We start from the raw sequence: 25,110 nt of genomic DNA on the forward strand, positions 1-25,110 counted from the left end.
GCGGTCGCTCGACAGCGCGAGCCGCAGTCACTCATTGCTGCGAAGGACCACTACTCATTCGCGTCGGATCGCGACGAGAAACCTCAGAACCAGTCAGTGCCAAGTCTGGCCTGCGGGCGTAGATTTCTCTCTCCGCAATGACTCGCTGAAAGTGAGGTGATGAATGGAAATAGCGATCTTCCAGGCGCTGAAGGGCGCCGGTGTGTCTGAAGCCGACGCGCGATCCGCGGCAGAGGCGATTCAACAGGGCGTGCGAAGTGAAGTTCGCGACGCGACAAAGGACATGGCCACCAAGACCGATCTGGCCGACTTGCGGGGCGACCTGATCCAACGGATTTCCGACCTGCAGCGCTTCGTCGTGGCGTCGGTCTTCGGTAGCAGCGGGATGCTGGCCGTGATGATCACGGTGTTCAACTACCTGCGCTGACATGACGACGCGAAGAAGGAAGACCGCCCTTGGGCGGTCTTCTTCATGGTGCCGTCAACGACGCGTCTGCGCGCTCTGCTGCGCCTCCAGCCGCTTCAGCAGCTCGCCGATCGCCGCGCCTTCGCGGATCTGCGGATTCGAATAGCCATCGGTCTTCCCCGCTTCCTTCTCGCGGACCTCGATCAGCTGGCGCGCCTGCGCATGCGCCTGCTGGAAGGACCAGGTCTCCTTCAGCGCGTCGACGTACATCGCCTGTCCGAAGAAGGTCAGCGGCGACCGCGAGCCGCAGCCATAGGACGTGTGCGTCGCGTCGGCGGCCGTCATCACCAGCGTGCCGTCGTCGGCCAGCGGCTCGACCCAGCTGCCGGAGAAGCATGCCGAGATCGAGATCACCCGCCAGCGGATGCCCGCCTCGTCGAGCCATTGCTTGAGCAGCGCGGGCGTCATCGGCTCGCTCTCCAGCGGATACGAGTCGGTGGCGAGCAGCCCGTCGCGTCCGCCGTGCGAAGTGAGATGCAGGAACAGCACGTCCTTCTCGCGGTCCATGACGGCGCCGATGCGCGCGATGGTCTTGTGGAGGTTTGGCCGCGTCGCCCACGGGATCGTGTTCTGCGACTTCGCGTTCGTCACCAGCTGGACGGTGCGTCCCGACGTGCCGAAGCGCTCGCTCATCGTCTTCGCGACGACGGCGCTCTCATGCATGAACACGTCTTCGGACGCATACGGCGCGTAGGTCGCGGCGTAGACGTTCACCACGCCGGGTTGAGACGGCGGCAACGCGCGCAGGGCGTTGGCGATGAGCTGCGACTGCGTGTCGAGGACGTCCTCGCTCAGCGAAAGGCCCGAGTACTCCTCGCGCGCTTCGGCGGAACGGGCCGGCCACCAGAAGTACATCGGATCGAGCCAGCCGCTGATCGCGATGGGCAGCGGCGTGAGCAGCAGCGCGATCAGGCGCACCGCGCCGGAGGCCGTGAGCCGCCACCACAGTCGCAGGCCCGCGAGGCCCTCCCAGACCATCGGGAACAACCACGCGACCCACCGGCCCCAATCGGGCCAGGCGTCGGCCGGGCCGAACACCGCGGGCGCGAGCTTGGCGGCAAGACCGTCGGCGATGTTCAGCAGCACCGTGACGGCGACGAGCAGCGACACCAGCGTGCCGACGTTGGCGGGCCCCGGCTCGCGGCGCTTGGGCGACGCGATCAGCAGCCAGCAGATCCACACCGACACGACCGTCGCACCCCAGCTCTTGAAGATGCTGCGCCACTCGAAGGTGGCGGCGCCGTCGATCGCCTCGCGCTGCAGGCCGAGCCCGACCGCCAGCGACAGCAGCACCAGCACGACCAGCGTCCACGGCCCGCCGTCGAGCCGCTCCCAGCGCGGCGCGCGGAAGGTCAACACGCGCGCGGCTTCGCTGAGCCAGACGAATCCCGGAGTCATGCTCCGCTGTGAATGACTGATATCCATCGAATAAATTTCATGAATTGAAGTCGAACGCCCATCATTCCCTGGCGACGTCGAAATCCATCTCCCCCAGGGGAGCGACGACCTTCAAATCGCCCGCCACGCGGGCACCGCCAAGGAGCTCATCATGACTGTCAAGAATGTCCTCTTCGTTCTGACCAACACCGCTCAGATCGGCCCGAACCATCGCCCGACCGGCTACTTCTTCGCCGAGGTGGCGCATCCGTTCGAAGTATTCGACCACGCCAGCGTGGCGGTCGATTTCGTGTCGCCGCTCGGCGGCACGCCGCCCTCGGACGCGTATGACGAGAGCGACCCGGCGCAGCGCGCCTTCCGCGAGAGCGCGGCGTTCCGCCGCATGTCGCGCAGCCGCAAGCTGTCGGAGGTCGACGTGCTCGACTACGACGCGATCTTCTTCCCCGGCGGCCTCGGCCCGATGGCCGACATCGCGACCGATCCCGACGTGAAGCAGGCGGTGATCCGCGCCTGGAACGGCGGCAAGATCGTCTCCGCCGTGTGCCACGGCCCGGTCGCCTTCGCCGGCGCGACGCTGGATGACGGCACGCCTTTCCTGAAGGGTCGACGCGTCACCGCGTTCTCGAACGCCGAAGAGGAAGGGTATGCCATCGCCGACGTGCCCTTCCTGCTGGAGAGCGCGCTGGTCGAGCAAGGCGCGACCTACGAGAAGGCCGACGTGTGGCAGCCCAAGGTCGTCGTCGACGGCCGCCTGATGACGGGTCAGAACCCCGCGTCCGGCGCCCCGCTGGCCAAGGAGATCGTGGCAGCGCTCAACAAGGACGTGGCATGAGCGCCGGCGGTCCGATCGTGGTCGTCGCCCGCTGGCGCATGGCGCCGGAGACGGTACCGGAGGTCCTCGCGCTGGTGGCCGGCCTGCGCGAGCAATCGCTGGCCGAGCCCGGCTGCCAGGGCTACGAAGCGTTCCAGAGCGTCGGCGTCCCGGGCGAACTGCTGCTGCTGGAGCGCTACGCCGACCACGCCGCGATCGAGGCGCATCGCGCTTCGACCCACTACAAGGAGCTGGTGGTGCAGCGCATCCTGCCGCTGCTGACTGGCCGGCAGGTGGAGCTGCTGCGGCAGGAGGCCTGAAGCCCGCCTCGGGTCGCCGAGCGCCGCTTCGATCAGGACGTGGCGACGTTGAGTACCCAGGTCACGCCGAACTTGTCGGTGAGCATGCCGTAAAGCGGCGACCAGGCCGAGGGCGCGAGATCCTGCAGGATCGAGGCGCCCTCGGCCAACTGCCGCCAGAAGCCCGAGATCTCCTCGGCTTCGCCGCTCTGGATGGAGACGAAGAACGAGCGGTCGCCGCGGTCCCAGCTCAGCTCGGTGGGCACGTCGTAGGCCATGATGCGGAAACCGTTCGGTGCCAGGACTTGCCCGAACAGCAGCAGCGCGGCATCGGCTTCGGATCGCGCGGCATGCGCCTCGCCGTAGGTCAGGGCCATCAAGTCACCGCCGAAGATGCCGTGATAGAAGTTGAGTGCCTCACGGGCCTGGGCGCGGAAGTTGAGGTGCGTGGTGACGGTCAGTGCCATGGTCGTTCCTGGGATCGTTGAACAAGCCCGATCGCGCTGCGCCGCGTTGCATGGCGACGCACGTCGCGACCGGTCCGTTCAATGTAGGAAGGCCCATGGCAGGCGAGTGGCAGCAGGGTCTGCTGACAGATCCCGGTAGCGAGCCGCGATAGGCGTAGGCGCGGACACTGTCCTTCGTCAGCGGCCGGCAGCGCTCTTGCGCGACTCCTCGCGCCAGCTGTCCATGAGCACGCGGCTGTGCTCGCGCGAGGAGCGCTTGATCGTCGCGACCTCCTCGGGCCCGAAGCGTTCCCAGCCGAGCTTGGTCAGCATGGTCCGTCGTCCCAGCGAGAACACCATCACCTGCCCGCACAGCATCATCACGCGCATCGCCAGCAGCGGGTCCTTCTCCGGCATGCCGCAGTAGCGCGCGACCACGCGTGCCGACAGCTCACCCATCTGCGGGCGCATCGTCTTGTCGAAGATCTCGAACAGCACGCCGGGCGCATGACCGATCTGCTCGTGCGCGATGAACAGGCGGCGGTACTCGGCATCGTCGGGCAGCAGCTGGAAATCGGTCAGCGCGTCCAGCATCACGCCGAAGGCCTCGAAGAGCTGGTCCGGCGTCGCCGCGGGGTCGGCGAGCACCGCCTTCGTCTGCTCGACCACCGGCCCGAAATGCGCCGCCAAACTGTCCGCGATGTACTGCGCGCAGGCCCGGTACACGCCTTCCTTGTTGTCGAAGTAGTACTGCAGCGCCGGCGCGTTCACCCCCGCCGCCTTGGCGATCTCCCGCGTCGACGCGCCTTCGAAGCCGCGCTCGCCGAACAGCCGCAGCGCGACATCGATGATGCGGCGACGGGTCTCCTCGCCGCGTGCATAGCCGGCATCGGCGCGGTGTCGGGGAGCTCGGACGGGGCGTTCGGTCATGTGTAAAGGAAGCTGAAGTCAAAAATATAGCAGTTGACAGAAATCTTCCAACTGGAAAAAGATAGCGACCGGAATAATTCTTCGAGCCGGTGAGCCGGCCACGCCCATGTCTTCCCAGACCCCAGCCGGCCCGAACGGGCCCGACGCCTCGGCGTCCACCCCCGCGTCGGCTCCGGTGCCGGTGCCGCCCTCGTCGCCTGCCGCCAATCCGCCCGGCAGCCCGCCCGCCAAGGCCTCAGCGAAGTCGCCTTCGAACCGCAGACCCGTGCTGCTGGTGATCGCCGCCGCGGCGCTCCTCGCCGCGGGCGCCTACGGCGTGCACTGGTGGACCACCGGCCGCTTCATCGAGACCACCGACGACGCCTACCTGAAGGCCGACAGCGTCACCGCCGCGCCCAAGGTCGGCGGTTACGTGACGCAGGTCTACGTCGTCGCGAACCAGGCGGTGAAGCGCGGCGATCCGCTCGTGAAGCTGGACGCCCGTCAGTACCAGGCCGCCGCCGACCAGTCGCAGGCGACCATCGACGGCCGCAAGGCCGACATCCGTCGCTTCGAGGCGGACATCCTCCAGCAGCAGGGCCAGCTCGCGCAGACCCGCGCCCAGGCCGAGGCCTCGCGGTTGGCGCTTGCGCACGCGCAGGACGAGGTCACCCGCCACACGCCGCTGGCCGCCACCGGCGCCACGACCGCCGAACGTCTGGCCGAGCTGCGCAACACGCGCGACCAGGCCGTCGCCAGCCTGGCCGCCGCCGACGCCGCGGTGAAGGCCGCCGATGGCCGGCTGAAGTCGAGCGAAGCGCAGGTCGCGCAGTCGAAGGCGCAGGTCGAGGCCGCCGAGGCCGCGCTGCGCCAGAACCACCTCGACGTCGACGACACCGTCGTGCGCGCCGCCATCGACGGCCGCATCGGCGACACCACCGTGCGCGTCGGGCAATTCGTGCAGCCGGGCACGCGGATGATGACCGTCGTGCCGACGCAGGACGTCTACCTCGTCGCCAACTTCAAAGAGACGCAGATCGGCCGCATGCGCGCCGGCCAGCCGGCGACGCTGCACGTCGACGCCCTGCCCGACCTGGACCTGCACGGCACCGTCGAGAGCTTCTCGCCCGGCACCGGCGCGCAGTTCGCGCTGCTGCCGTCGGAGAACGCCACCGGCAACTTCACGAAGATCGTCCAGCGCGTGCCGGTGCGCATCCGCGTGCAGCTCGATCCGAAGGCGGATCCGGCGCTGCGCGACCGCCTGCTGCCCGGACTCTCCGTGACGACCGACGTCGACACCCGCGGAGCCCGCCATGGCTGAGGCCGCGTCGTCGGCCGCGCCGGGTGCAATGGGTGCACCGGGTGGATCGGGTGCAACGGGTGCGCCAAGTGCGCAAGCTGCGCCGCGCGCGGCCGGTGCGGCCCCGCACGCCGAGCCCAACGCGGGCACGGGCGACTGGATCGCCGTCGCGGCCGGCGCGCTCGGCGCGCTGATGGCGACGCTGGACATCTCCATCACCAACTCGGCGCTGCCGCAGATCCAGGGTGCGATCGGCGCGACCGGCACCGAGGGCACCTGGATCTCCACCGGCTACCTGATGTCGGAGATCGTCATGATCCCGCTGGCCGCGTGGCTCACGCGCGTCTTCGGGCTGCGCAACTTCCTGGTCGGCAACGCGGCGCTGTTCACCTTCTTCTCGGTGCTGTGCGGCCTCTCGGGCAGCCTGCCGATGCTGATCCTCGCCCGCATCGGCCAGGGCTTCACCGGCGGCGCGATGATCCCCACCGCGCAGACCATCATCCGCACGCGGCTGCCGCGCCATCAGCTTCCCGTCGGCATGACGCTGTTCGGATTGATCGTGCTGCTCGGGCCGCTGCTGGGCCCGGTGCTCGGCGGCTGGCTGACCGAGAACGCCAGCTGGCACTGGTGCTTCTTCATCAACGTGCCGGTCTGCGCCGCGCTGCTGACCCTGCTGCTGCTGGGACTGCCCGCGCAGCGCATGCACCTGGAGGAATTCATCCGCGCCGACTGGCTCGGCATCGTGGGCCTCGCGGTCGGGCTGTCGACGCTGACCGTCGTGCTCGAGGAAGGCCAGCGCGAACGCTGGTTCGAGTCCTCGCTGATCGTGTCGCTGAGCCTGGTCTCGGCGATCGGCATGGCGATGATCGCGCTCTCGCAGCGCTACGCGTCCAGGCCCATCCTGCGCTTGAAGCTGCTGCGCAACTGGCACTACGCCAGCGTCATCGTCATCGTGTTCACCGTCGGCGCGGGGCTGTACTGCATCTCCTACCTGGTGCCGCAGTTCCTCGCGCTGATCGCCGGCTACAACGCGCAGCAGTCCGGCGCGATCATGCTGCTGGCCGGCGTGCCCGCCTTCCTGATGATGCCCATCCTGCCGCGGCTGATCTCGCGCGTGGACCTGCGCGTGATGGTGATCCTGGGGCTGACGGCCTTCGCCGCGAGCTGCCTGCTCGACATCAGCCTCACCGCCCAGAGCGTCGGCCACGACTTCGTCGGCTCTCAGCTACTGCGCGGCGTCGGGCAGATGCTCTGCATGATGCCGCTCAACCAGGCCTCGATGGCGACGGTCACGCGCGAAGAATCGGGCGACGCCGCCGGCATCTACAACATGGCGCGCAACCTGGGCGGCTCGGTGGGACTCGCCGTCATCGGCACCTTCATCGACCGGCGCAACAGCCTGCACATCGACCGGCTGGGCGAGACGCTCAACGCGAATTCGACGCTGCTCCAGGAACGGCTCGCCGGCAGTGCGGCCAGCCACTTCGCGCAGGGGGGCGACCTCGCCTACGCGCAACTGCAGGCGATGAAGGAACTGGTGCTCACCGTCCATCAGCAGGCCAGCGTGATGACCTTCTCCGAAACCTTCTACGTGCTCGCGGCCGCGCTGCTGCTCTGCGTGCCGCTGGCGCTGACGCTCAGGACGCCCCGGCAGCCCGGCCAGGCGCCGGCGTCCAACGAGGCGCATTGAGATCCTCATGACCCACTTCCCACCCGTCTCCCTCCTGTCCCGCGTCCGATGGCCCGCTCCGCTCCGCGTCGGTCTCACCACGGTCACGACGCTGTCGGCCGTGGCCGCCGCCGCGGCCATGCTGCTGCTCGCCGGCTGCACCACGGTCGGTCCCGACTACCCGGGCGCGCCCGCCGTGGCGACCGACGCGCTCCGGCAAGCGCGCTTCCATCGCGATGACGCGAGCACCGGCGCGATCATCAGCGCGACCGTGAGCGCGTCTGCCGACGCATCCACCGACGCCTCCGCGCCCGTCGCGTCGCGCTGGTGGCGTGCGCTCGACGACAGCACGCTCGACGCCCTCGTCGCGCAGGCGCTGAAGCAGAGCCCCACGCTGCAGGCCGCCGAGGCACGCCTGCGTTCGGCGCGTGCCGCGTTCAACGCGCAGGAGGCCAACGGCCGCCCGAAGGGCTCGGCCTCGGCGCTCGGCGCCGGCGTCTGGCAAGGCCCGGGCACCGACCACGAAACCTCGCTCCATCTCTACAGCGTCGGTTTCGATGCGACCTGGGAAGCGGATCTCTTCGGCGGCACGCGCCGCGCGGTCGAATCCGCCTCGGCGCAGGCGCAGGCCGTGCAGGCGGACCTGGCCGATGCGCAGGTGTCGCTGACGGCCGAAGTCACGTCCACCTACGTCGGCCTGCGCGCCCAGCAGGCCCGGCAGGCGCTGCTGCGCGACACGGCCGCGGTCGACGCGCAGGCGCTGGCGCTGGTCCGCCAGCGGCGCGACCAGGGCGTCGCCACCGCCGACGATGTCGAGCAACGCGCCCAGCAGGCCGAAGCGACGCAGGCTTCGCTCGCCGACGTGGCCGCGGAGATCGCCGCCTCGCTCGACCGGCTCGCGCTGCTCACGGGACAGGCGCCGGGCGCGCTCGATGACGCGCTGGCCGCCGCCACGCCCGCGCTGCCGCACGCGCCGGACCGCGTCGCCATCGGCGATCCCGCCGCGCTGCTGCAGCGCCGTCCGGACATCCGCGCGGCCGAGCGCCGCCTGGCCGGCCGCACGGCGGAGATCGGCCAGGAGAAGGCGAAGTACTTCCCCAAGCTCAGCCTGCTGGGCAACATCGGCGTCGCCGGCACCGACCCCGGCAAGCTGCTGCGGACGGACAACCTGGCGCTCGCCGCCGTGCCGTACCTGAGCTGGAACGTCCTCGACTTCGGCCGCACCGCCGCCGCCGTGCGCGAGGCCGAGGCGGGCCGCGACGAGGCCGTCGCCAACTACCAGTCCGCCGTGCTCGGCGCGCTGCAGGACGCCAACACCTCGCTGGCGCGCTTCGGCCGGCAGCGTCAGTCGGTGCAGCATCTGCTCGCGCAGCGAGGCTCCACGGCGCGGACACTCGATCTGACCGGGCAACGCCGCCAGGCCGGCGTCGCGAGCCAGATCGACCTGCTCGACGCGCAGCGCCGCGACATCGACGCGCGACTCAAGGCGCTGGACGGCGAGTCCGCGTTGCTGAAGGACTTCGTCGCGTTGCAGAAGAGCCTGGGACTGGGCTGGGACCTGCCGGCCTGAGGCCGCCACCGCCGACCTCCGCGCCATCGGGCCCTGGCCGCCGCGATGCCGCCGGCCGGGCGCCTCGTGGGTTTCCCAGGACAAGCGCCAGATCCGGGGGGCATTCCGGCGTATCAGGCGGGTCGTGGCAAGGGTAGGCTGGCGTTCATGACCGACGCGTCCTCCCCCGCTCCGGCCGCCACGAGCGCCGCGGGCGCTACGCCCGCCACGTCCGCCTCCATCGCGCTCCCGCTCGATCAGGGCAGCGGCGATCCGCCACCGGGCGCGCCGGGCGGGACCGTCCGCCTGGTGCTGCTGAACATCGCGCTCGCGGTGACCTACGCCGCGCTCGGCGTGCTGGCGCTGAAGCTGATCCTGCCGCCCGACTTCGTCTCCCCCATCTATCCCGCCGCCGGCCTCGCCGTCGCCGCCGCCTTGCGTTGGGGTCCCGGCGCGCTGCCGGGCATCGCGATCGGGGGCGCGGCGGTCAGCCTGGCGATCGGCGTCGAGCGCGCGCATCTTCAACCGCTGCAGCCCTTGATGGTCGGCCTCGGCGGCGCCTTGCAGGCGTGGCTGGGCGCGTGGCTCGCGAGACGCTGGATCGGCGCCAACCCGCCGCTGTGCGAACCCGCCGAACTCCTGCGCTTCCTTGCCGCGACCGCCGGCATCGCCTGCCTGGTCGCACCGAGCTTCGGCGTCGCGGCGCTGTGGTTCACCGGTGCGATCGGGCCGTCGCAGGTCCTGCCGCATTGGCTCGCGTGGTGGGTCGGTGACGCGATCGGCGTGCTGATCGGCGCGCCGGTGGCGCTGGCGCTGTTCGGCCTGCCGCGCAAGCACTGGGCGCCGCGACGACTGAGCGTCGCCCTGCCGATGCTGGTCGCGTGCGCCTTGCTGTTCGGCGCCACGCTGCATGTCGCGCGCAACGAGGAAGGACGCCGGCGCCATGCCTTCGAACTGGAAGCGGTGAATGCGCTGAATTCGCTGTCCGACAAGCTGTCGATGCCGCTGACCGCGCTCGAGGCCAACCACAGCCTGCTGCTGGTCGCGCCGGGCATCCGCCGCGGCGACTTCGAACGCGCCCATGCCGAGCGCGCCCGCGCCGGCGGCGCCGTGTACGCGGTGGGCTGGGCGCCGCTGGTGCGTCCGCAGGAGGTGCCCACGTTCGAACGCGCGGCCCAGGCCGACGGCTACGTCGGTTATCACGTCTACGAACGACGCCGGCCCGGCGACCTGACCCCCGACCCCGCCGAGGACAGGCTGCCGATCCGCCTCATCGCACCGTTCGCGCGCAACCGGCCGGCGATGGGCGCCAACATCCGCAACATCCCGCAGGCGCGCGCCGCGCAGGAGCGCGCGATGGCCACCGGCGAGCCGTCGGCCAGCGAAAGCTTCCCGCTGTCGCAGGACGCCGGCGTGACGCTGATGGGCGTCGTGGTCTACCGCGCGCTCTACGAGGGCGGCTCCACCGATCCACGCGACGCCGCCGGCCACGCCCGCAAACCCACCGGCGTGGCCTTCGCGACGCTGCGCCCGGAGGCGCTGCTGCACGACGCGCTGCCGGCTCGCGCAGGCCGGCTCGACTACTGCCTCATCGACGCCACCTCCGGCAGCCGCCGTCCGCTGCTGGCCGGCGACGAGCGTTGCCTGCACCTGCCCGCCGCGCTCCCGAGCCGGTCCCGCGACGTCGATTTCGCCGGACGGGCCTGGCGCCTGATCGTCTACAACCCGTCCGGACTGCCGACCCTGGACGGCAGCGCCGCCCTGCCCTTCGCGATCGCGGGGCTGGCCGGCACCGCGCTGCTGGGCCTGCTGCTGCTCTCGGTCACCGGCAGCACCGCGCGGGTGGCGCGCCGGGTCGAGGAAGCCACCCAGCGCCTGCGCGCCAGCGAGGAGCGTTTCCGGACCATCGTCGAGCACGCGCCGATCGGCGTCGTCTCCTGCGACCTCCAGGCGCGGCCCCAGGAGATCAACCCCTACTTCTGCCAGCTGCTGGGCATGAGCGTCGAGCAGTTGCAGGCGCGCTCGATCATGGCGATCACCCACCCCGAGGACCGGGCCGAGGACAGCCGGCTGGGCATGGCGCTGATCCGGGGCGAACTCCGCCGCTACAGCCGCATCAAGCGCTACATCGGCGGCCAGGGTCAGGTGATCACGGTCCGGGCCACCGTCAGCCTGCTGCGCGACGCCCAAGGCCTGCCGTCGCGGCTGCTGGGCGTCGTCGAAGACATCGGCGAGCAACTGCGGCTGGCGGAGCTGGAGCGCATCCATGAGGCCGAGCTGGCCGCCAACCGCGCCAAGAACGAGTTCCTGTCCCGTATGAGCCACGAGCTGCGCACGCCGCTCAACGCGATGCTCGGCTTCTCGCAACTGCTGGAGTCGGACCTCGGGTCGACGCTCAGCGCCCGGCAGCGCGGCTGGCTGGCGCAGATCCAGCAGTCGGGCTGGCACCTGCTGGAGATGATCAACGACACCCTGGACCTCTCGCGGCTGGACGCCGGCGGCCTGCGCGTGCAGATCGACGACCAGGATCTGGCGCCGATCGCGGCGGACAGCCTCGCGATGATCGAGACCCAGCGCCAGCGGCGCGGGGTGAGCATCGAGGTCGAACTGGCCCCCGAGGTCGGCCGGGTGCGCGCCGACGCCACCCGCCTCAAGCAGGTGCTGACCAACCTGCTCAGCAACGCCGTCAAATACAACCACGACGGCGGGCGCGTCTGGCTCCGGGCGCGGCGGGTCGGTGATTCGCAGGTTGAACTGAGCGTCACCGACTCCGGGCCGGGGCTGACCGAGGCGCAGAAGGCGCAGCTGTTCCAGCCGTTCAACCGCCTGGGCCGGGAGGTCGGCGGGATCGAAGGCACGGGGATCGGGCTGGTGATCACCCAGCGGCTGCTGGCGCTGATGGGCAGCCAGTTGCGGGTCGCCAGCACCGCCGGCGAGGGGGCCACATTCAGCTTTGAGCTGCCGATTTCTTCGGTAGATCAATGACTTAAGTGGATCCTAAGACGGCAGGCACACACTCGGTTTCAGGGGTAGCCCTCCCGTGACGCGTCCGATTTCCGGAGCCTTAGCACTCATCGTCCATGAGTGCTAATATTCTCAGCGTCGAGCCGGAGGACCGGCCCGATACAGGAGCAACGAACACATGTCCAACACCCTTGCATTGAAGGTCCGCGATCCCTGGTCCCTGGTGCCATCGCTCGGGAACCTGGATGCGTACATCACGGCGATCAACCATATTCCTCTGCTGACGCCGGAAGAAGAGAAGGATTACGCCACGCGTCTGAAGACGCATGGCGACGTGGACGCCGCGGGCCGGCTGGTGCTGTCGCACCTGCGGCTGGTGGTGTCGATCTCGCGCCAGTACCTGGGCTACGGCCTGCCGCAGGGCGACCTGATCCAGGAAGGCAATGTCGGCCTGATGAAGGCGGTCAAGCGCTTCGATCCGGAGCAGAACGTGCGGCTGGTGTCGTACGCGATGCACTGGATCAAGGCGGAGATCCACGAGTACATCCTGAAGAACTGGCGCATGGTCAAGGTCGCGACGACCAAGGCGCAGCGCAAGCTGTTCTTCAACCTGCGCTCGAAGAAGCACGCGCTCAAGGAACACGCCGCGAACCAGCAGCGCACCTCGCTGACGGAAGCCGAGATCGCCCAGGTGGCGCAGGAGCTCAACGTCAAGCCCGAGGACGTGGTCGAGATGGAGACGCGGTTGTCCGGCGGTGACGTGGCGCTGGAGCCGCAGACCGACGACGACGGCGAGACCTTCGCGCCGATCGCCTACCTGGCGGACGACACGCAGGAGCCGACGCGGGTGATCGAGTCCAAGTCGCGCGACCGGCTGGCCACGGACGGCCTGCAGAAGGCGCTGGAGCAGCTCGACGACCGCAGCCGCCGCGTGGTCACGGAGCGCTACCTGAACGTCAACGACGACGGTTCCGGCGGCATGACGCTGCACGAGCTGGCGGCCGAGTACAACGTGTCCGCTGAACGCATCCGGCAGATCGAAGTCGCCGCGATGAAGAAGATGCGCAAGGCGATGGTGGCGGAAGCCGCTTGATCGGAAAGCCGCCCGATCCCTGATCGACGCCCCATGAAGAAGGCCCCGCACTGCGGGGCCTTCGTCTTTCGGATGTCAACGCCCCGTCCCTGAGGCCTGCGGGGCCAGGGGATTGGCCCGATTTGTGGAGCCTGCGAGACGTATGAGGGCCAAGCCCCTGGCCCCGCAGGCCGAGCGCTCGTTCATTGCCCGGCGATCAACGCCTTGATGTCGCCCATCAACGCCGACGCTCCCGCGCCATAGCGCGAGAACACCCGCACGCGCCCTTGCGGATCGAACAGGAAGCTCGCCGCCGTGTGGTCCATCGTGTAGCTGTCCGGTGTCTTCCCAGGCACCTTGGCGTAGTAGATCTTGAACTCCTTGGCCGTTTCCTTGACCTGCTCCGGCGAGCCGCGCAGCGCGACGAAGCCGGGGTCGAAGCTTTCGAGGTAGGCCTTCAGCAGTTCGGGCTTGTCGCGTTCCGGATCCACGGTGATGAAGACGCCCTGGACCTTGTCGCCGTCCGGCCCGAGGGCCTTCTTGACCCGCGCCAGTTCGGCCAGCGTGGTCGGGCAGACGTCGGGGCACTGCGTGAAGCCGAAGAACACGACCACGACCTTGCCCTTGAAGTCTTCCAGTGTGCGGGTCTTCCCGTTCTGGTCGGGCAGGCTGAAGCCGCGCGCGTAGGCCGCGCCAGTCAGGTCCACACCCTGGAAGCTCGCCTTTGGCGCGGAAGAGAAGCCCAGCTTGTCGCAGCCCGCCAGCAGCGTCGCCGCACCCAGGGCCCCCAAGGCGCCGAGGCCCAGAAAACGTCGCGAGATCATCAGCACATCCGATCCGAAAGAAGGTCCCGAGCGCCGAGGCGGCTCAACTGATCCAGGGACTGACGTAGTGATCGAGCAGCAGCGCGCCGAAGAGCAGCGACAGATGCAGGATCGAGAACAGGAAGGTCTTGCGCGCCAGCGCTTCCGAATAGGCCTTCCACAGCTTGAACGCGTGATGGCAGAACATCAGCCCCAGCACGATGGCCGCGGCCAGGTAGATCCAGCCGCTCATGCCCGTCAGGAAGGGCAGCAGCGTCGCCGCGAACAGCACCCAGGTGTAAAGGAAGATCTGCAGCCGCGTGAACTCGTTGCCGTGCGTCACCGGCAGCATCGGCAGCCCGGCCTTGCGGTAGTCCTCGCTGCGGTACAGCGCCAGCGCCCAGAAGTGCGGCGGCGTCCACAGGAAGATGATCAGGCACATCAGCCAGGCCTCGGCACCGAGCTCGCCGCGCATCGCCGCCCAGCCCAGCACCGGCGGCATCGCCCCGGAGGCGCCGCCGATCACGATGTTCTGCGGCGTCATCGGCTTCAGGATCACCGTGTAGATGATCGCGTAGCCGACGAAGGTCGCGAAGGTCAGCCACATCGTCAGCGGGTTCACCAGCGCGTACAGGATCGCCGACCCCAGCGCGCACAGCCCGCCCGAGAACAGCAGCGTCTGGTTGCGGCTGAGTTCGCCGCGCGCGGTGGGACGCCACGCGGTGCGCTTCATCTTGGCATCGATGTGCTGCTCGATCAGGCAGTTGAACGCCGCCGCCGCGCCCGCCACCAGCCAGATGCCGCCGGTGGCGGCGATCAGGCGCACCCATTCCTCGCCCTGCGGCAGGCCGGGGATCGCCAGCGCCATGCCGATGACCGCGCAGAACACGATCAGCTGCACGACCTTGGGCTTGGTCAGTTGGTAGAACTGCCACCAGCGGGAGGGCATGGCGGCCTGCGTCGCGGAACTCATTTCGAACCCATCGTCAGGATGCCGGCGCGCACGGGCGCCGGCTCGATCACATTGCGGGTCGTGCCGGCACGCAGCCGCGCCAGCACGATCGCACACATCAGCAGCAGCGCCGCGGCGCCGCCGGTATGGGCCAGCGCGGCCACCAGCGGCCACCCCAGCACCACGTTGGAAAGGCCGGAGGCCAGTTGCCACGCGCCGACCGCCAGCAGGCGGCGCGCCCAGCGTCGGGCTTCGAGGCCATCACCGCCGGCGCCGGTGCCGCCCTGGCGCCACAAGGCCCAGGCCAGCGCCAGCAGCGCGGCGAACACGATCATCGCGCCACCGCGATGCGCCAGGTGGATCGCCGTCAGCGCCTCGAACGGCAACCAGCCGCCGTGGGCGCCGCGGCCCAGCTCGCGCCACAGCGTGAAGCCGTGTTCGAAGTCGGTCGGCGGCAGCCATTGTCCCTGGCAGGTCGGGAAGTCCTGGCAGGCCAGCACCGCGTAGTTCGTGCTGACCCAGCCGCCCAGCGCCACCTGCGCGATCGCCAGCGCCGTGAACGCCAGGACGGCGCGCCGCAGGCCGGTGGGCCAGGCCAGCGGCTTCGGCGCGTAGGACTCGGCCTGCCAGGCCAGCAGCATCAGCAATCCGAGCGCCAGCAGCAGATGCGTCGTCACGATCGCGGGGAAGAGCTTCATCGTCACCGTCCAGGCGCCGAAGAAGCCCTGCACCACGACCCAGACGAGCGACAGCGTCGCCCACCACGGCGACGGCGTTGCCTCGCCGGTGCGGCGGCCGCGCCGCCACACCCACCAGCTCAGGACCGCCAGCACCACGAGCAGGAAACCGACGCCACCCGCCATGTAGCGATGCAGCATCTCCATCCACGCCTTGCCGTGCGTCACCGGCCCGGTCGGCATCGCCGTCTGCGCGGCGAGGATCTCGGCGCTCGCGCCGATCGGCGAGGCGCTGCCGTAGCAGCCCGGCCAGTCCGGGCAGCCGAGGCCGGAATCGGTCAGCCGCGTCAGCGCGCCGATCAGGATCAGGTCGAAGGTCAGGAAGGTCGCGAGCACCGTCAGCGCGCGCAGCCGCGTCGCCGCCGCGTCGCCGCGATGCCGCCACTGCCACCAGACCAGCGGCACCGCGCCGACGAGCGCGGCCATCGCCAGCAGCTCCAGCAGCGGCTCGAAATCGAAACCGATCGCCAATCCGTTCATGCGCGGGCCGTCCTCTCCATCACCGTCCGGGCTTGTCCCAGCCGGCGTTGGCGCGCATCAGGCGCTCGAGGTCCTTCTTCAGCGGCGAGGGCTCCGGCGTCGCTGGCGAGCGCAGCATCCAGCGCCCCATCGGATCGACCAGGAACAGGTGCTCGCCCATCCGACGCCCTGGTGCGGCCATCAGCCAGCCTTCGATCGCGGCACGCGGCGCGCGCAGCACCGTCGCCGGCGCGCCGTGACCGGTCAGCGCATCGATCTGCGCCGGCGTCAGCGTCACGTCGTCGGGCAGCAGCACCAGCTTGTCGAGCTTGTCGCGGTCCTTGCCGAGCATCTCGCGCAGCTGGCGCTGCATGAAGAGCATGCGCTCGCAGGCCTCGTCGCAGGCGCGGTCCGGCACGTAGGTCAGCAGCCATTGGCCCTTGAGCGAATCGGCCGCCACCGGCGCGCCCTGCAGCGTCGTCAGCGGCATCGCGGCCGGCAGATCGCGCGTCGGCGTGATCAGGTCGCTGTAGGCGCGACCGCGCAGGTCCAGCACGTAGAAGCTGAAGTACGACGCGATCACCGGCGCCGCGCAGACCAGCAGCACCAGCCACAGCGTCCAGCGCGTGCGCTTCGGAGGATCGAGGTCGGGCATCGGCACCGAATGGACGGCCATCGTCATCGGACCGTCCGGCGGCAGCGGCGTGTCGTTGGGCGCCGGGGCGGCATCGCGGCCGTGGTCGTGCTCGTCACGCATCACGCTGTTCATCGGAGACCTTGGTGGCACGGGCGGCTCGGCCAGCGCGGTAGGGAGCGAGGACTTGGAACCAGACATAAAGACCCAGGATCAGCGCGGCGAGCGCAAACCATTGAAACGCGTACCCGTAATGCTTGTGGACATCGACCGCGGGCGGCGGCCAGTGCCGTTGCAGACCGTCGGCGGCTTCGGTCGCGGGGGCCGCGCGGTCCGACGGCGCCACCCGGTCCGGCTCCGTCTGGAGCAGCACCAGCGGCAGCAGCCGCAGACCGGTCTCGGCCTGCAAGGCCGCGAGGTCGACATTCTGCCGGATCGGCCCCGTCTCCGCGTCCCGGCCCAGCGCATAGGCCTTCGAGACGGAGGCCGCCAGCCGGCCTTCGATCCGCACCTCGCCCGTCGGGGTCGACACCGGCGGCAGCGCCTCGCGCTGCGCCGCGTTGCGCGGGCCCCAGCCGCGCTGCACGAGGATCGCGTCGCCGCGTCCCGCGAGCTTCAGCGGCGTCACCACGTAGAAGCCGGTGTGGCCGTCCATCACGCGGTTGTCGAGGTAGACCGTGTGCTCCGTGTCCCACTGGCCGGTGAGCGTCGCACGACGATGCTCGAGCGTGGGCGGTGGCGCCTGGTCCGCCCGCGGCAGCGCGGCCGTCGCGAGCGGCGCTGCCTGTCCGCGTTCGTCGATCGCCCGCTGCATCGTCTTTTTCTGATCGGCCCGATCGAGTTGCCAGGCCCCGAGCGACAGCGCCGCCGCCACGCCGGCGATCGTCGCGATCACCACGACGGCGTGACGCCTTCGGGCCCGGCCCGATGGCCCCGACGGGGCCGGGTGGGAATAATCGTCCGCCATGAAAGTCATCGTCCTCATCGCGTTCATCGGCATCCTGGCCGCGCTCTTCTCGGCCGGCATCCTGATGCTGCGCAAGCAGAAGGGCAAGGCCACCATGGCGCGCGCGCTGGCGGTGCGCGTCGGGCTGTCGGTGGCGCTGTTCCTGTTCATCCTCTTCAGCGCCTGGATGGGATGGATCCATCCTACGGGCCTGCCGATCGGGAAGTGAGCCCCTGACCGGCGGCCGATCATCGCCTGATCAGACCGCCCGATCCGTCGCCGGCCGGACCGCCGCAAAAGAAAAGCGCCGCATCGAGCGGCGCTTTGTCGTTCAGGGGATCGCGCCGCGCGGCGCGGTCACAGCCAGTAGACGATGACGTAGAGGCCCAGCCACACCACGTCCACGAAGTGCCAGTACCAGGCCGCGCCCTCGAAGCCGAAGTGGCGGTCCGGCGTGAAGTGCCCCTTCATCAACCGCAGCGTGATGAACAGCAGCATCAGCATGCCGACGAACACGTGGAACCCGTGGAAGCCCGTCAGCATGTAGAAGGTCGAGCCGAAGATGCCCGAGTTCAGCTTCAGGTTGAGCTCGTGGTACGCGTGGAAGTACTCGTAGCCCTGGAAGCCCAGGAAGGTCACGCCCAGGATCACGGTGATCCACATCCACGCGATCGTCTTGGCGCGGTGGCCGGCGATCAGCGCATGGTGCGCGATGGTCAGCGTGATGCCCGAGGTCAGCAGCAGCGCGGTGTTGATCGTCGGGATCGGCCACGGGCCCATCGTCGCGAACGCGTCCACCGTGCCCGCCGGCGAGGCCGTCGCGCCCGCCGCGACGCTGGGCCACAGGCCGTTGAAGTCGGGCCACAGCAGCGCGTTGTCCAGGCTGCCCAGCGTCGGGATGCTGTAGCCGCGAGACCAGAACAGCGCGCCGAAGAAGGCCGCGAAGAACATCACCTCCGAGAAGATGAACCAGCCCATGCTCCAGCGGAACGACAGGTCGATGCGGTCGCTGTACTGGCCGGTCTCGCTCTCGCGGATCGCGTCGCCGAACCACTGCTTGAGCGTGAACGCCCACCACAGCAGCCCGAACAGCAGCGACCACTTGCCCCAGTCATGGCCGTTGATCCACTGGCCCGCGCCCAGGATCACCCAGAACAGGCCGAACGCGGCCATCGCCGGATGCCGCGAAGGGCCAGGCACGAAGTAATAAGGCGTGTTGCCATGAGTCGTCGTTGCCGACATGCGTTCTTCTCCTCGAACTCGGTTCTCAGTTCATTGCCGCACCGCTGCTCACCACCCAGCGGACCAGCAGGATCAATCCGACCACGAACAGCGCCGCGGCGATGACGCCCGCCACGATCACGTGCAGCGGATTGAGCTGCGATACATCCTTCTCGTAGTCCGATCCCTTGCGCACGCCGAAGAAGGACCAGGCCACCGCGCGCAGCGTGGCCAAGAAGGAGCCCTTGCGCTGCATCGCCTGCTTCAGATCCTCGCCCGGCTTCAGGTCCTCGGACATCGTCGTCTACTTCATCGTTCCACAGGCCCGCCGCTCAAGAGCTCGGCGGCGCCTTCACCGTCACGGTCACCGGAGCGGCCGCCTGCGCCTTGCCCTTCCCCGCGACCTCGAAGAAGGTGTACGACAGCGTGATCGTGCGCACGTCCTTCGGGATCTTCGGGTCGATGACGAACACCACCGGCCACTCCTTCTGCTCGCCCGGCTTCAGCGTGTATTCGTTGAAGCAGAAGCACTCGAGCTTGTTGAAATACGGCGTCGCCTGCTTGGGCGCGTAACTCGGGATCGCCTGCGCGGACATGGTCCGCGCCTGGATGTTCTGGAACGTGTACATGACCGTCGTCAGCTCGCCCGGATGGACCGTCAGGTGGCGCGTGGCCGGCTTGAAGTCCCACGGGCCGCGGGCGTTGGCGTCGAACTCGATCGAGATCGTCCGGCTGTAGTCGATCTGCGTGTTCTTCACGTCCTCGGCGCGCACCGCATGCTGGCGCTCCGACAGCGACAGCACGTTGATGCCCAGCGCCGTGCAGATCGCGCGGTACATCGGCACCAGCGCGTAACCGAAGCACGACATCACCGCCACCACGACCAGCAGCTTGCCGGTCATCCGCAGGTTCTCCCGGCGGATCCAGCTGGCGCGCCGGGTCGGCTCGGTCATGACACGCCGAGGAAGGCGATCTTGACCACGAAGCCGATCCCGAAGATCGCAGCCACGCTGGCCAGGATCAGCGCCAGCCGCAGGTTGCTCTTGCGTTGCTCGGGCGTCGTGGACATCGATCGTTCCTCAGGTTCCGCGTCGATCCGGCGGCGATCAGGCGATGATCTTCGTGGCCGTCACGTCGAGCTTGGGCGGCGTCTCGAAGGTGTGGAACGGCGCCGGCGACGGCACTTCCCATTCCAGACCTTCGGCGGCTTCCCAGGGCTTCTGCGGCGCCTTCGCGCCCTTGCCGCGCATCATCGGGATGGCCACGGCGAGGAAGAAGTAGACCTGCATCAGACCGAAGCCGAAGGCGCCGATCGAGGCCACCGCGTTGAAGTCGGCGAACTGCATCGGGTAGTCGGCGTAGCGTCGCGGCATGCCGGCCAGGCCGAGGAAGTGCATCGGGAAGAAGGTCAGGTTGAAGAAGATCAGCGAGCCCCAGAAGTGGATCTTTCCGCGCGTCTCCGAGTACATGACGCCGCTCCACTTCGGACCCCAGTAGTAGACGCCGGCAAACAGCGCGTACAGCGAGCCGGCCACCAGCACGTAGTGGAAGTGGGCCACCACGTAGTAGGTGTCCTGGAGCTGGATGTCGACCGGTGCGACCGCCAGGATAAGGCCCGTGAAGCCGCCCATCGTGAACACGAAGATGAAGCCCACGGCCCACAGCATCGGGGTCTCGAAGCTCATCGAGCCGCGCCACATCGTCGCCAGCCAGTTGAAGATCTTCACGCCGGTCGGGACCGCGATCAGCATCGTCGCGTACATGAAGAACAGCTGGCCCGTGACCGGCATGCCGGTGGCGAACATGTGGTGCGCCCACACGATGAAGGACAGGATCGCGATCGAGGCCGTCGCGTACACCATCGAGGCGTAGCCGAACAGGCGCTTGCGGGCGAAGGCCGGGACGATCTGGCTCACGATGCCGAACGCCGGCAGGATCATGATGTAGACCTCGGGGTGGCCGAAGAACCAGAAGATGTGCTGGTACATCACCGGGTCGCCGCCGCCCGCGGGCGTGAAGAAGCTGGTGCCGAAGTGGCGGTCCGTCAGCGTCATCGTGATCGCGCCGGCCAGCACCGGCATCACCGCGATCAGCAGGTAGGCGGTGATCAGCCAGGTCCACGCGAACATCGGCATCTTCATCAGCGTCATGCCGGGGGCGCGCATGTTGAGGATGGTCACGATGATGTTGATCGAGCCCATGATCGAGGACGCGCCCAGGATGTGCATCGCGAAGATGCCGGCGTCCATCGACGGGCCCATCTGCAGCGTCAGCGGCGCGTAGAGCGTCCAGCCCGCCGCCGGCGCGCCGCCGGGCATGAAGAACGAGCCCACCAGCATCAGCGCCGCCGGGATCATCAGCCAGAAGCTGAAGTTGTTCATCCGCGCGAAGGCCATGTCCGACGCGCCGATCTGCAGCGGGATCATCCAGTTCGCGAAGCCGACGAAGGCCGGCATGATCGCGCCGAACACCATGATCAGGCCGTGCATCGTCGTGAACTGGTTGAACAGCTCAGGATTGAAGAACTGCAGGCCCGGATGGAACAGCTCGGCACGGATGCACAGCGCCAGGATGCCGCCGACCATCAGCATCGTGAAGCTGAACAGCAGGTACATCGTGCCGATGTCCTTGTGGTTCGTCGCGAAGACCCAGCGCCGCCAGCCCGTCGGGGCGTGGTGGTCGTGGTGATCGTCATGGTCATGGGCATGACCGGTCGGGTGGTCGAGCACTGCACTCATGTCAAATCCTCGGTAGCTGGTCGCCGGGGCGATCTGGCGTTCAATCGGTCAGGCGGAAAAGGTCGGGTCAGGCGCGCGTGACGGGGGTCACTTGGCGCGTTCGGCCACGACTTCCGCGGGCTGCACGATCTGGCCGGTCTTGTTGGACCAGGCGTTCTTCGTATAGGTCACGATGGCGGCGATCTCGCTGTCCTTGAGCACCGTCTTCCAGGCCGGCATCTGGCCCTTGCCGTTCAGCACCAGGTGGAGCTGCTGGGCGTGGTCCTCGGCCTTCACGATCGCGGAGCCGTCCAGCGCCGGGAACTGGCCCGTGCCCTTGCCGTCGGCCTTGTGGCAGACCGCGCAGTTGGCGTCGAACAGCTTCTGGCCGCGGGCCTGCAGCTCGTCCATCGTCCAGACCTTGCTCGGATCGTCCGCCTTGGCGGCGATCTTCTTCTGTTCCTCGCCGACCCAGGCGCTGTAGTCCTTGGCGCTGAGCACCTTGACGTGGATCGGCATGTAGGCGTGTTCCTTGCCGCAGAGCTCGGCGCACTGGCCGTAGAAGTCGCCGACCTGCTCGGCCTTGAACCAGGTGTCGCGCACGTAGCCCGGGATCGCGTCCTGCTTGACGCCGAAGGCCGGCACCATCCAGGCGTGGATGACGTCGTCGGCGGTCGTGATGATGCGGATCTTCTTGTCGACCGGCACCACCAGCGGGTTGTCGACCTTGAGCAGGTAGTTGTCGACCTGGCCGGGGTGGCCGGAGTCCGACAGCGCGCGGTGCGAGGCGTCCAGCGTCGAGACGAAGCCGATGCCCTCGCCCTCGCCCTTCAGGTAGTCGTAGCCCCACTTCCACTGGTAGCCGGTGGCCTTGATCGTGATGTCGGAGTTGGTGGTGTCCTTCATCGCCACGACGACCTTGGTCGCGGGCAGCGCCATCAGGATGACGATGATGAAGGGCACGATGGTCCACGCGATCTCGACCTTCACGCTCTCGTGGAAGTTCGCCGGCACCGCGCCCTTGGACTTCCGGTGCTTGAAGATCGAATAGAACATGACTCCGAACACGGCGATGAAGATCGCCAGGCAGAGGATCAGCATCATGTTGTGCAGCCACATCTGCTCATGCGCGATCTTGGTGACCGGCGGGTGCAGATTCAGCTGGTTGACGGCCGGACCTCCGGGGAGGTCGTTGACCGCCAAGGCGACCTGGCTGGCCAGCGCGGCCGACAGGCCGAACGCGAGCTGGCTGCAGCGGCGCCCCAGTTGCACACAACTGTGTTCAATCGTCATGGTCGTCTCTTTATCCAGTCTTTCTCAAGCTCTTGTCACCCGGGTCTCGGCCAGGCGGCTTCGGTGCTCGAGCCCGCTCGTAGCGCGGGCTCCGGCGCCAAGCGATGGCGGAAACCTACGGGGCCAGCAGACGTACTCCAGTCGGGGGCGGATTCTAGCCCACCCCCCTGGCGCACTATGACTGGGCGCAGCGCGCGGAACCGCCCAGGATTACCCGCAGAATGGTGCGCTCTCGCCCTCTGACAACGCGGGGCTAGCCGAGCCTGCGGACGACGGGGGTCAGTGTTTGCCCGCGCCGCGCACCATCGCCCGCATCTGATCCAGCGAGACCTCGGTCGTGGCCGTCACCTTCACCTTCGGTTGAGGCTTGAACGCATGGCCGTAGACCAGTTCGATGCTCAGCGACAGGCGGCCGTCCGCGCCGCGCAGGGAATCGAGCGCGTGCATGAGCCGCTCGCGCCACGCTTTCGTGCGCAGACCGCGCAGACGCGCCGGCGCGAGGTTGCCGCCGAGGGCGCGCAGATCGCGCAGCAGGTCCTGCGGCGAACCCCAGGTGAGGCGCAGATGTTCCTGGTCCATCACCGGGTCGGCGAAGCCCGCGTGCACGAGCAGGTCGCCGAGGTCGTGCATGTCGACCCAGTCCGGCGCCGGCGGGCCCCAGCCCTCGCGGGCGAAGATCGGGCGCAGTTCGATGAAGCTGTCCGGCCCGAGGCACGAGAACATCAGGCAGCCTTCGACCGCGAGGCCCGCGTGCCAGCGCTTCACGAGCTGGGGCTTGTCGGCCTCGGCGTGCAGTTCCATGTTGGACCACGCCAGTTGCGCGGCGCCGGCCGGCGGCTCGGTGATGAGCTCGGTCGGCGCGCTGCCGCGCAGCTTGTCCACCATCGATTGCATGAAGCCGCGCTTGAGGCGTTGCGCGAGCAGCGCGCGAACGTCGGCGTCGGGTTCGAGCCACAGCTGGGTCGCTTGCGGGTAATGCTGGCGCAGGCCTTCGTCGCCGCCGCCGATCGACGGGCGGCTCTGCAGCACGGCCGTCGGCTGCAGCCGGATCACCGGCAGCCGGTCCAGCATGCGCGTGGCCACTTCCTGATGCAGCCACGGGGCCTGGTCCGACGCGGCCAGGCGACGGCGCTGCCGCCGCGCCGCGCCCGCATCGATCTGCTGTGTGCTCGGCGGCAAGGCCTCATCTCCAGTCATGGGGCGGGATTGTAGGCGGCCATGCTTGACCTGTTCCGGCGCCGGTCATTGGCGCGATCCTCGATGGCAAGCGGCCTCGCGCGGTTCTGGCCGGGGCAGTGCGCGTTCTGCCGATGCTGGTGCCGGGGACCGCTGTGCGCGGACTGCGAGGCCGGGCATCCGGTCGACGCGGGCCCGCGCTGCGCGCTCTGCGCCCTTCGACTGCCGACGGGCGAGCGCGCCACGGACACGATGCGCTGCGGACGATGCGCGTCGCATCCGATGCCGTTGTCGCGATGCATCGCGGCGATGGATTACCTGTTCCCGTGGGACCGGCTGCTGCTGGGTCTGAAGTTCGGCGAAAGGCTCGAACATGCGCCGCTGCTCGCGGCGCGGTTGTCGCGCGCGCTGGCGCTCGCCGAGGTCGAGCCGCCCGACCTGATCGTGCCGATCCCGTTGTCGGCGCAGCGCCTGCGCGAGCGCGGCTACAACCAGGCGCACGAGATCGCGCGCCGCCTCGTGCTGCCGCCGGAGGCCGAGCGACAATCCCGGCTTTGCGCGCTGACGCTGATGCGCGTGCGGAACACCGACCAGCAGGCGCAGTTGCCGCTCGACGAGCGCCGCGGCAATCTGCGCGGTGCGTTCGCCGTCGTGAAGCCGGTGCACGGGCTGCGGGTCGCGATCGTCGACGACGTCATGACCAGCGGCGCCACGCTGCACGAGGCCGCGCTGGCCCTGCGCCGCGCGGGCGCCCACGACGTGCAGGCCTGGGTGGCCGCGCGCACGCCTTGATCCTTGTCGAAAGAGCTTCGCCCCATGTTCAACATCGTGCTGGTCCATCCGGAGATTCCGCCCAACACCGGCAACGTGATCCGGCTGGCGGCCAACACCGGCTGCCGGCTACACCTGATCGAGCCGCTGGGGTTCTCGATGGAGGACAAGCTGCTGCAGCGCGCCGGCCTCGACTATCACGAGTACGCGCCGGTGCTGAGGCACGCGGACTGGGAACGCTTCATCGCCGCAGAGCAGCCGGATGCGACGCGGATGTTTGCGTTCACCACGCGCGGCAGCCGGCTGCTGCCGTCGGTTGAGCTCAGGCCCGGCGACTGGCTGGTCTTCGGTTGTGAGACGGCGGGACTGCCGACGGACTTGCGCGACAGCTTCCCGCTCGAGCAGCGCGTGCGGCTGCCGATGCGAGACGGGCAGCGCAGCTTGAACCTCAGCAATGCGGTGGCCGTGGCGGTCTTCGAAGCGTGGCGGCAGAACGGCTACGCCGACGGCGTCTGATC

26 protein-coding genes are annotated in these 25,110 nt (G+C 68.9%); 11 read left to right on the forward strand and 15 right to left on the reverse strand.

Translation table 11 applies throughout. The features are described from left to right. The first annotated feature begins 163 nt into the window (after window positions 1-163). Window positions 164-427 (forward strand): hypothetical protein, encoded by a 264-nt coding sequence (locus ACQ4L4_RS16995; protein ID WP_377160337.1) that lies wholly within the window; start codon window positions 164-166, stop codon window positions 425-427. Between the two features lie 54 nt (window positions 428-481). Here ACQ4L4_RS16995 and ACQ4L4_RS17000 read toward each other — a convergent pair whose 3' ends face one another. Then, complete coding sequence (locus ACQ4L4_RS17000) at window positions 482-1,864, reverse strand: C13 family peptidase (RefSeq protein ID WP_431100111.1); 1,383 nt, start codon at window positions 1,862-1,864, stop codon at window positions 482-484. Window positions 1,865-2,015: 151 nt separating this feature from the next. Between ACQ4L4_RS17000 and ACQ4L4_RS17005 the strand changes: the two genes are divergently transcribed. Continuing rightward, window positions 2,016-2,696, forward strand: a complete 681-nt coding sequence (locus ACQ4L4_RS17005; RefSeq protein ID WP_431100112.1) for a type 1 glutamine amidotransferase domain-containing protein — start codon at window positions 2,016-2,018, stop codon at window positions 2,694-2,696. Next, window positions 2,693-2,995, forward strand: a complete 303-nt coding sequence (locus tag ACQ4L4_RS17010; RefSeq protein ID WP_431100114.1) for a putative quinol monooxygenase — start codon at window positions 2,693-2,695, stop codon at window positions 2,993-2,995. The genes ACQ4L4_RS17005 and ACQ4L4_RS17010 overlap by 4 nt, the downstream gene beginning before the upstream one ends. 32 nt (window positions 2,996-3,027) lie before the next feature. Here the strand turns inward: ACQ4L4_RS17010 and ACQ4L4_RS17015 are convergent, their stop codons facing one another. Next, entirely contained in the window at window positions 3,028-3,441 is a 414-nt protein-coding gene (locus tag ACQ4L4_RS17015) for a VOC family protein (protein WP_431100115.1), read from the reverse strand. A gap of 177 nt (window positions 3,442-3,618) precedes the next feature. Continuing rightward, complete coding sequence (locus tag ACQ4L4_RS17020) at window positions 3,619-4,350, reverse strand: CerR family C-terminal domain-containing protein (RefSeq protein ID WP_431100116.1); 732 nt, start codon at window positions 4,348-4,350, stop codon at window positions 3,619-3,621. Between the two features lie 106 nt (window positions 4,351-4,456). Here ACQ4L4_RS17020 and ACQ4L4_RS17025 point away from each other — a divergent pair, with 106 nt between their 5' ends. The 5 genes from ACQ4L4_RS17025 (at window position 4,457) to rpoH (ending at window position 12,904) form a co-directional block, all read left to right on the forward strand. After that, entirely contained in the window at window positions 4,457-5,650 is a 1,194-nt protein-coding gene (locus ACQ4L4_RS17025) for an HlyD family secretion protein (RefSeq protein WP_431100117.1), read from the forward strand. A gap of 28 nt (window positions 5,651-5,678) precedes the next feature. After that, window positions 5,679-7,319: an MDR family MFS transporter gene (locus ACQ4L4_RS17030; protein WP_431104958.1), complete on the forward strand. Its 1,641-nt coding sequence runs from the start codon at window positions 5,679-5,681 to the stop codon at window positions 7,317-7,319. A gap of 118 nt (window positions 7,320-7,437) precedes the next feature. Beyond that, window positions 7,438-8,868, forward strand: coding sequence for an efflux transporter outer membrane subunit (locus tag ACQ4L4_RS17035; RefSeq protein WP_431104959.1), 1,431 nt, complete (start codon window positions 7,438-7,440; stop codon window positions 8,866-8,868). Between the two features lie 147 nt (window positions 8,869-9,015). Further along, entirely contained in the window at window positions 9,016-11,832 is a 2,817-nt protein-coding gene (locus tag ACQ4L4_RS17040) for an ATP-binding protein (RefSeq protein WP_431100118.1), read from the forward strand. 157 nt (window positions 11,833-11,989) lie between these two features. Beyond that, the gene (rpoH, locus tag ACQ4L4_RS17045; RefSeq protein WP_431100120.1) at window positions 11,990-12,904 is read left to right on the forward strand and encodes an RNA polymerase sigma factor RpoH; all 915 of its coding nucleotides are present in this window, start codon (window positions 11,990-11,992) and stop codon (window positions 12,902-12,904) included. Between the two features lie 182 nt (window positions 12,905-13,086). On the opposite strand, the gene ACQ4L4_RS17050 is transcribed toward rpoH, so the two are convergent. The 5 genes from ACQ4L4_RS17050 to ACQ4L4_RS17070 are packed head-to-tail and all read right to left on the reverse strand — an operon-like array spanning window position 13,087 to window position 17,366. Next, on the reverse strand, window positions 13,087-13,707 hold the full coding sequence (locus ACQ4L4_RS17050; RefSeq protein ID WP_431100121.1) for an SCO family protein: 621 nt from the start codon (window positions 13,705-13,707) through the stop codon (window positions 13,087-13,089). A 43-nt stretch (window positions 13,708-13,750) separates the two neighbouring features. After that, on the reverse strand, window positions 13,751-14,659 hold the full coding sequence (gene cyoE, locus ACQ4L4_RS17055) for a heme o synthase (protein WP_431100122.1): 909 nt from the start codon (window positions 14,657-14,659) through the stop codon (window positions 13,751-13,753). Beyond that, window positions 14,656-15,855: a COX15/CtaA family protein gene (locus ACQ4L4_RS17060; RefSeq protein WP_431100123.1), complete on the reverse strand. Its 1,200-nt coding sequence runs from the start codon at window positions 15,853-15,855 to the stop codon at window positions 14,656-14,658. Before ACQ4L4_RS17060 ends, cyoE begins: the two co-directional genes overlap by 4 nt. A gap of 19 nt (window positions 15,856-15,874) precedes the next feature. Then, window positions 15,875-16,603, reverse strand: a complete 729-nt coding sequence (locus ACQ4L4_RS17065; RefSeq protein WP_431100124.1) for an SCO family protein — start codon at window positions 16,601-16,603, stop codon at window positions 15,875-15,877. Beyond that, entirely contained in the window at window positions 16,584-17,366 is a 783-nt protein-coding gene (locus ACQ4L4_RS17070; RefSeq protein ID WP_431100125.1) for an SURF1 family protein, read from the reverse strand. The genes ACQ4L4_RS17065 and ACQ4L4_RS17070 overlap by 20 nt, the downstream gene beginning before the upstream one ends. A gap of 67 nt (window positions 17,367-17,433) precedes the next feature. Between ACQ4L4_RS17070 and ACQ4L4_RS17075 the strand changes: the two genes are divergently transcribed. Beyond that, window positions 17,434-17,643, forward strand: coding sequence for a DUF2909 domain-containing protein (locus ACQ4L4_RS17075; protein WP_297529916.1), 210 nt, complete (start codon window positions 17,434-17,436; stop codon window positions 17,641-17,643). A gap of 128 nt (window positions 17,644-17,771) precedes the next feature. Here the strand turns inward: ACQ4L4_RS17075 and ACQ4L4_RS17080 are convergent, their stop codons facing one another. From ACQ4L4_RS17080 to ACQ4L4_RS17110, 7 genes are all read right to left on the reverse strand, one after another. Continuing rightward, window positions 17,772-18,656: a cytochrome c oxidase subunit 3 gene (locus tag ACQ4L4_RS17080; RefSeq protein WP_431100126.1), complete on the reverse strand. Its 885-nt coding sequence runs from the start codon at window positions 18,654-18,656 to the stop codon at window positions 17,772-17,774. Window positions 18,657-18,681: 25 nt separating this feature from the next. Next, window positions 18,682-18,933, reverse strand: a complete 252-nt coding sequence (locus ACQ4L4_RS17085; protein WP_431100127.1) for a DUF2970 domain-containing protein — start codon at window positions 18,931-18,933, stop codon at window positions 18,682-18,684. 34 nt (window positions 18,934-18,967) lie between these two features. After that, window positions 18,968-19,588 carry a cytochrome c oxidase assembly protein gene (locus ACQ4L4_RS17090; RefSeq protein ID WP_431100128.1) on the reverse strand — a complete coding sequence of 207 codons (621 nt, stop codon included), beginning with the start codon at window positions 19,586-19,588 and terminating at the stop codon, window positions 18,968-18,970. Continuing rightward, a complete protein-coding gene (locus ACQ4L4_RS17095) occupies window positions 19,585-19,704 on the reverse strand; it encodes a cytochrome oxidase small assembly protein (RefSeq protein ID WP_431100129.1) in 120 nt (39 codons plus the stop codon). The genes ACQ4L4_RS17090 and ACQ4L4_RS17095 overlap by 4 nt, the downstream gene beginning before the upstream one ends. Before the next feature lie 37 nt (window positions 19,705-19,741). Beyond that, window positions 19,742-21,373 (reverse strand): cytochrome c oxidase subunit I, encoded by a 1,632-nt coding sequence (gene ctaD, locus ACQ4L4_RS17100; RefSeq protein ID WP_431100130.1) that lies wholly within the window; start codon window positions 21,371-21,373, stop codon window positions 19,742-19,744. Between the two features lie 87 nt (window positions 21,374-21,460). Beyond that, window positions 21,461-22,645, reverse strand: a complete 1,185-nt coding sequence (coxB, locus tag ACQ4L4_RS17105) for a cytochrome c oxidase subunit II (protein ID WP_431100131.1) — start codon at window positions 22,643-22,645, stop codon at window positions 21,461-21,463. A 279-nt stretch (window positions 22,646-22,924) separates the two neighbouring features. Beyond that, window positions 22,925-23,842, reverse strand: a complete 918-nt coding sequence (locus tag ACQ4L4_RS17110; protein WP_431100132.1) for a biotin synthase — start codon at window positions 23,840-23,842, stop codon at window positions 22,925-22,927. Window positions 23,843-23,905: 63 nt separating this feature from the next. Here ACQ4L4_RS17110 and ACQ4L4_RS17115 point away from each other — a divergent pair, with 63 nt between their 5' ends. Next, window positions 23,906-24,613 (forward strand): ComF family protein, encoded by a 708-nt coding sequence (locus ACQ4L4_RS17115; RefSeq protein ID WP_431100133.1) that lies wholly within the window; start codon window positions 23,906-23,908, stop codon window positions 24,611-24,613. 24 nt (window positions 24,614-24,637) lie between these two features. After that, the gene (gene trmL / locus ACQ4L4_RS17120; protein WP_431100134.1) at window positions 24,638-25,108 is read left to right on the forward strand and encodes a tRNA (uridine(34)/cytosine(34)/5-carboxymethylaminomethyluridine(34)-2'-O)-methyltransferase TrmL; all 471 of its coding nucleotides are present in this window, start codon (window positions 24,638-24,640) and stop codon (window positions 25,106-25,108) included. The last annotated feature ends 2 nt before the right edge of the window (window positions 25,109-25,110 follow it).

It is taken from the genome of Roseateles noduli (assembly GCF_050626985.1).
Lineage (GTDB): Bacteria > Pseudomonadota > Gammaproteobacteria > Burkholderiales > Burkholderiaceae_C > Roseateles > Roseateles noduli_A.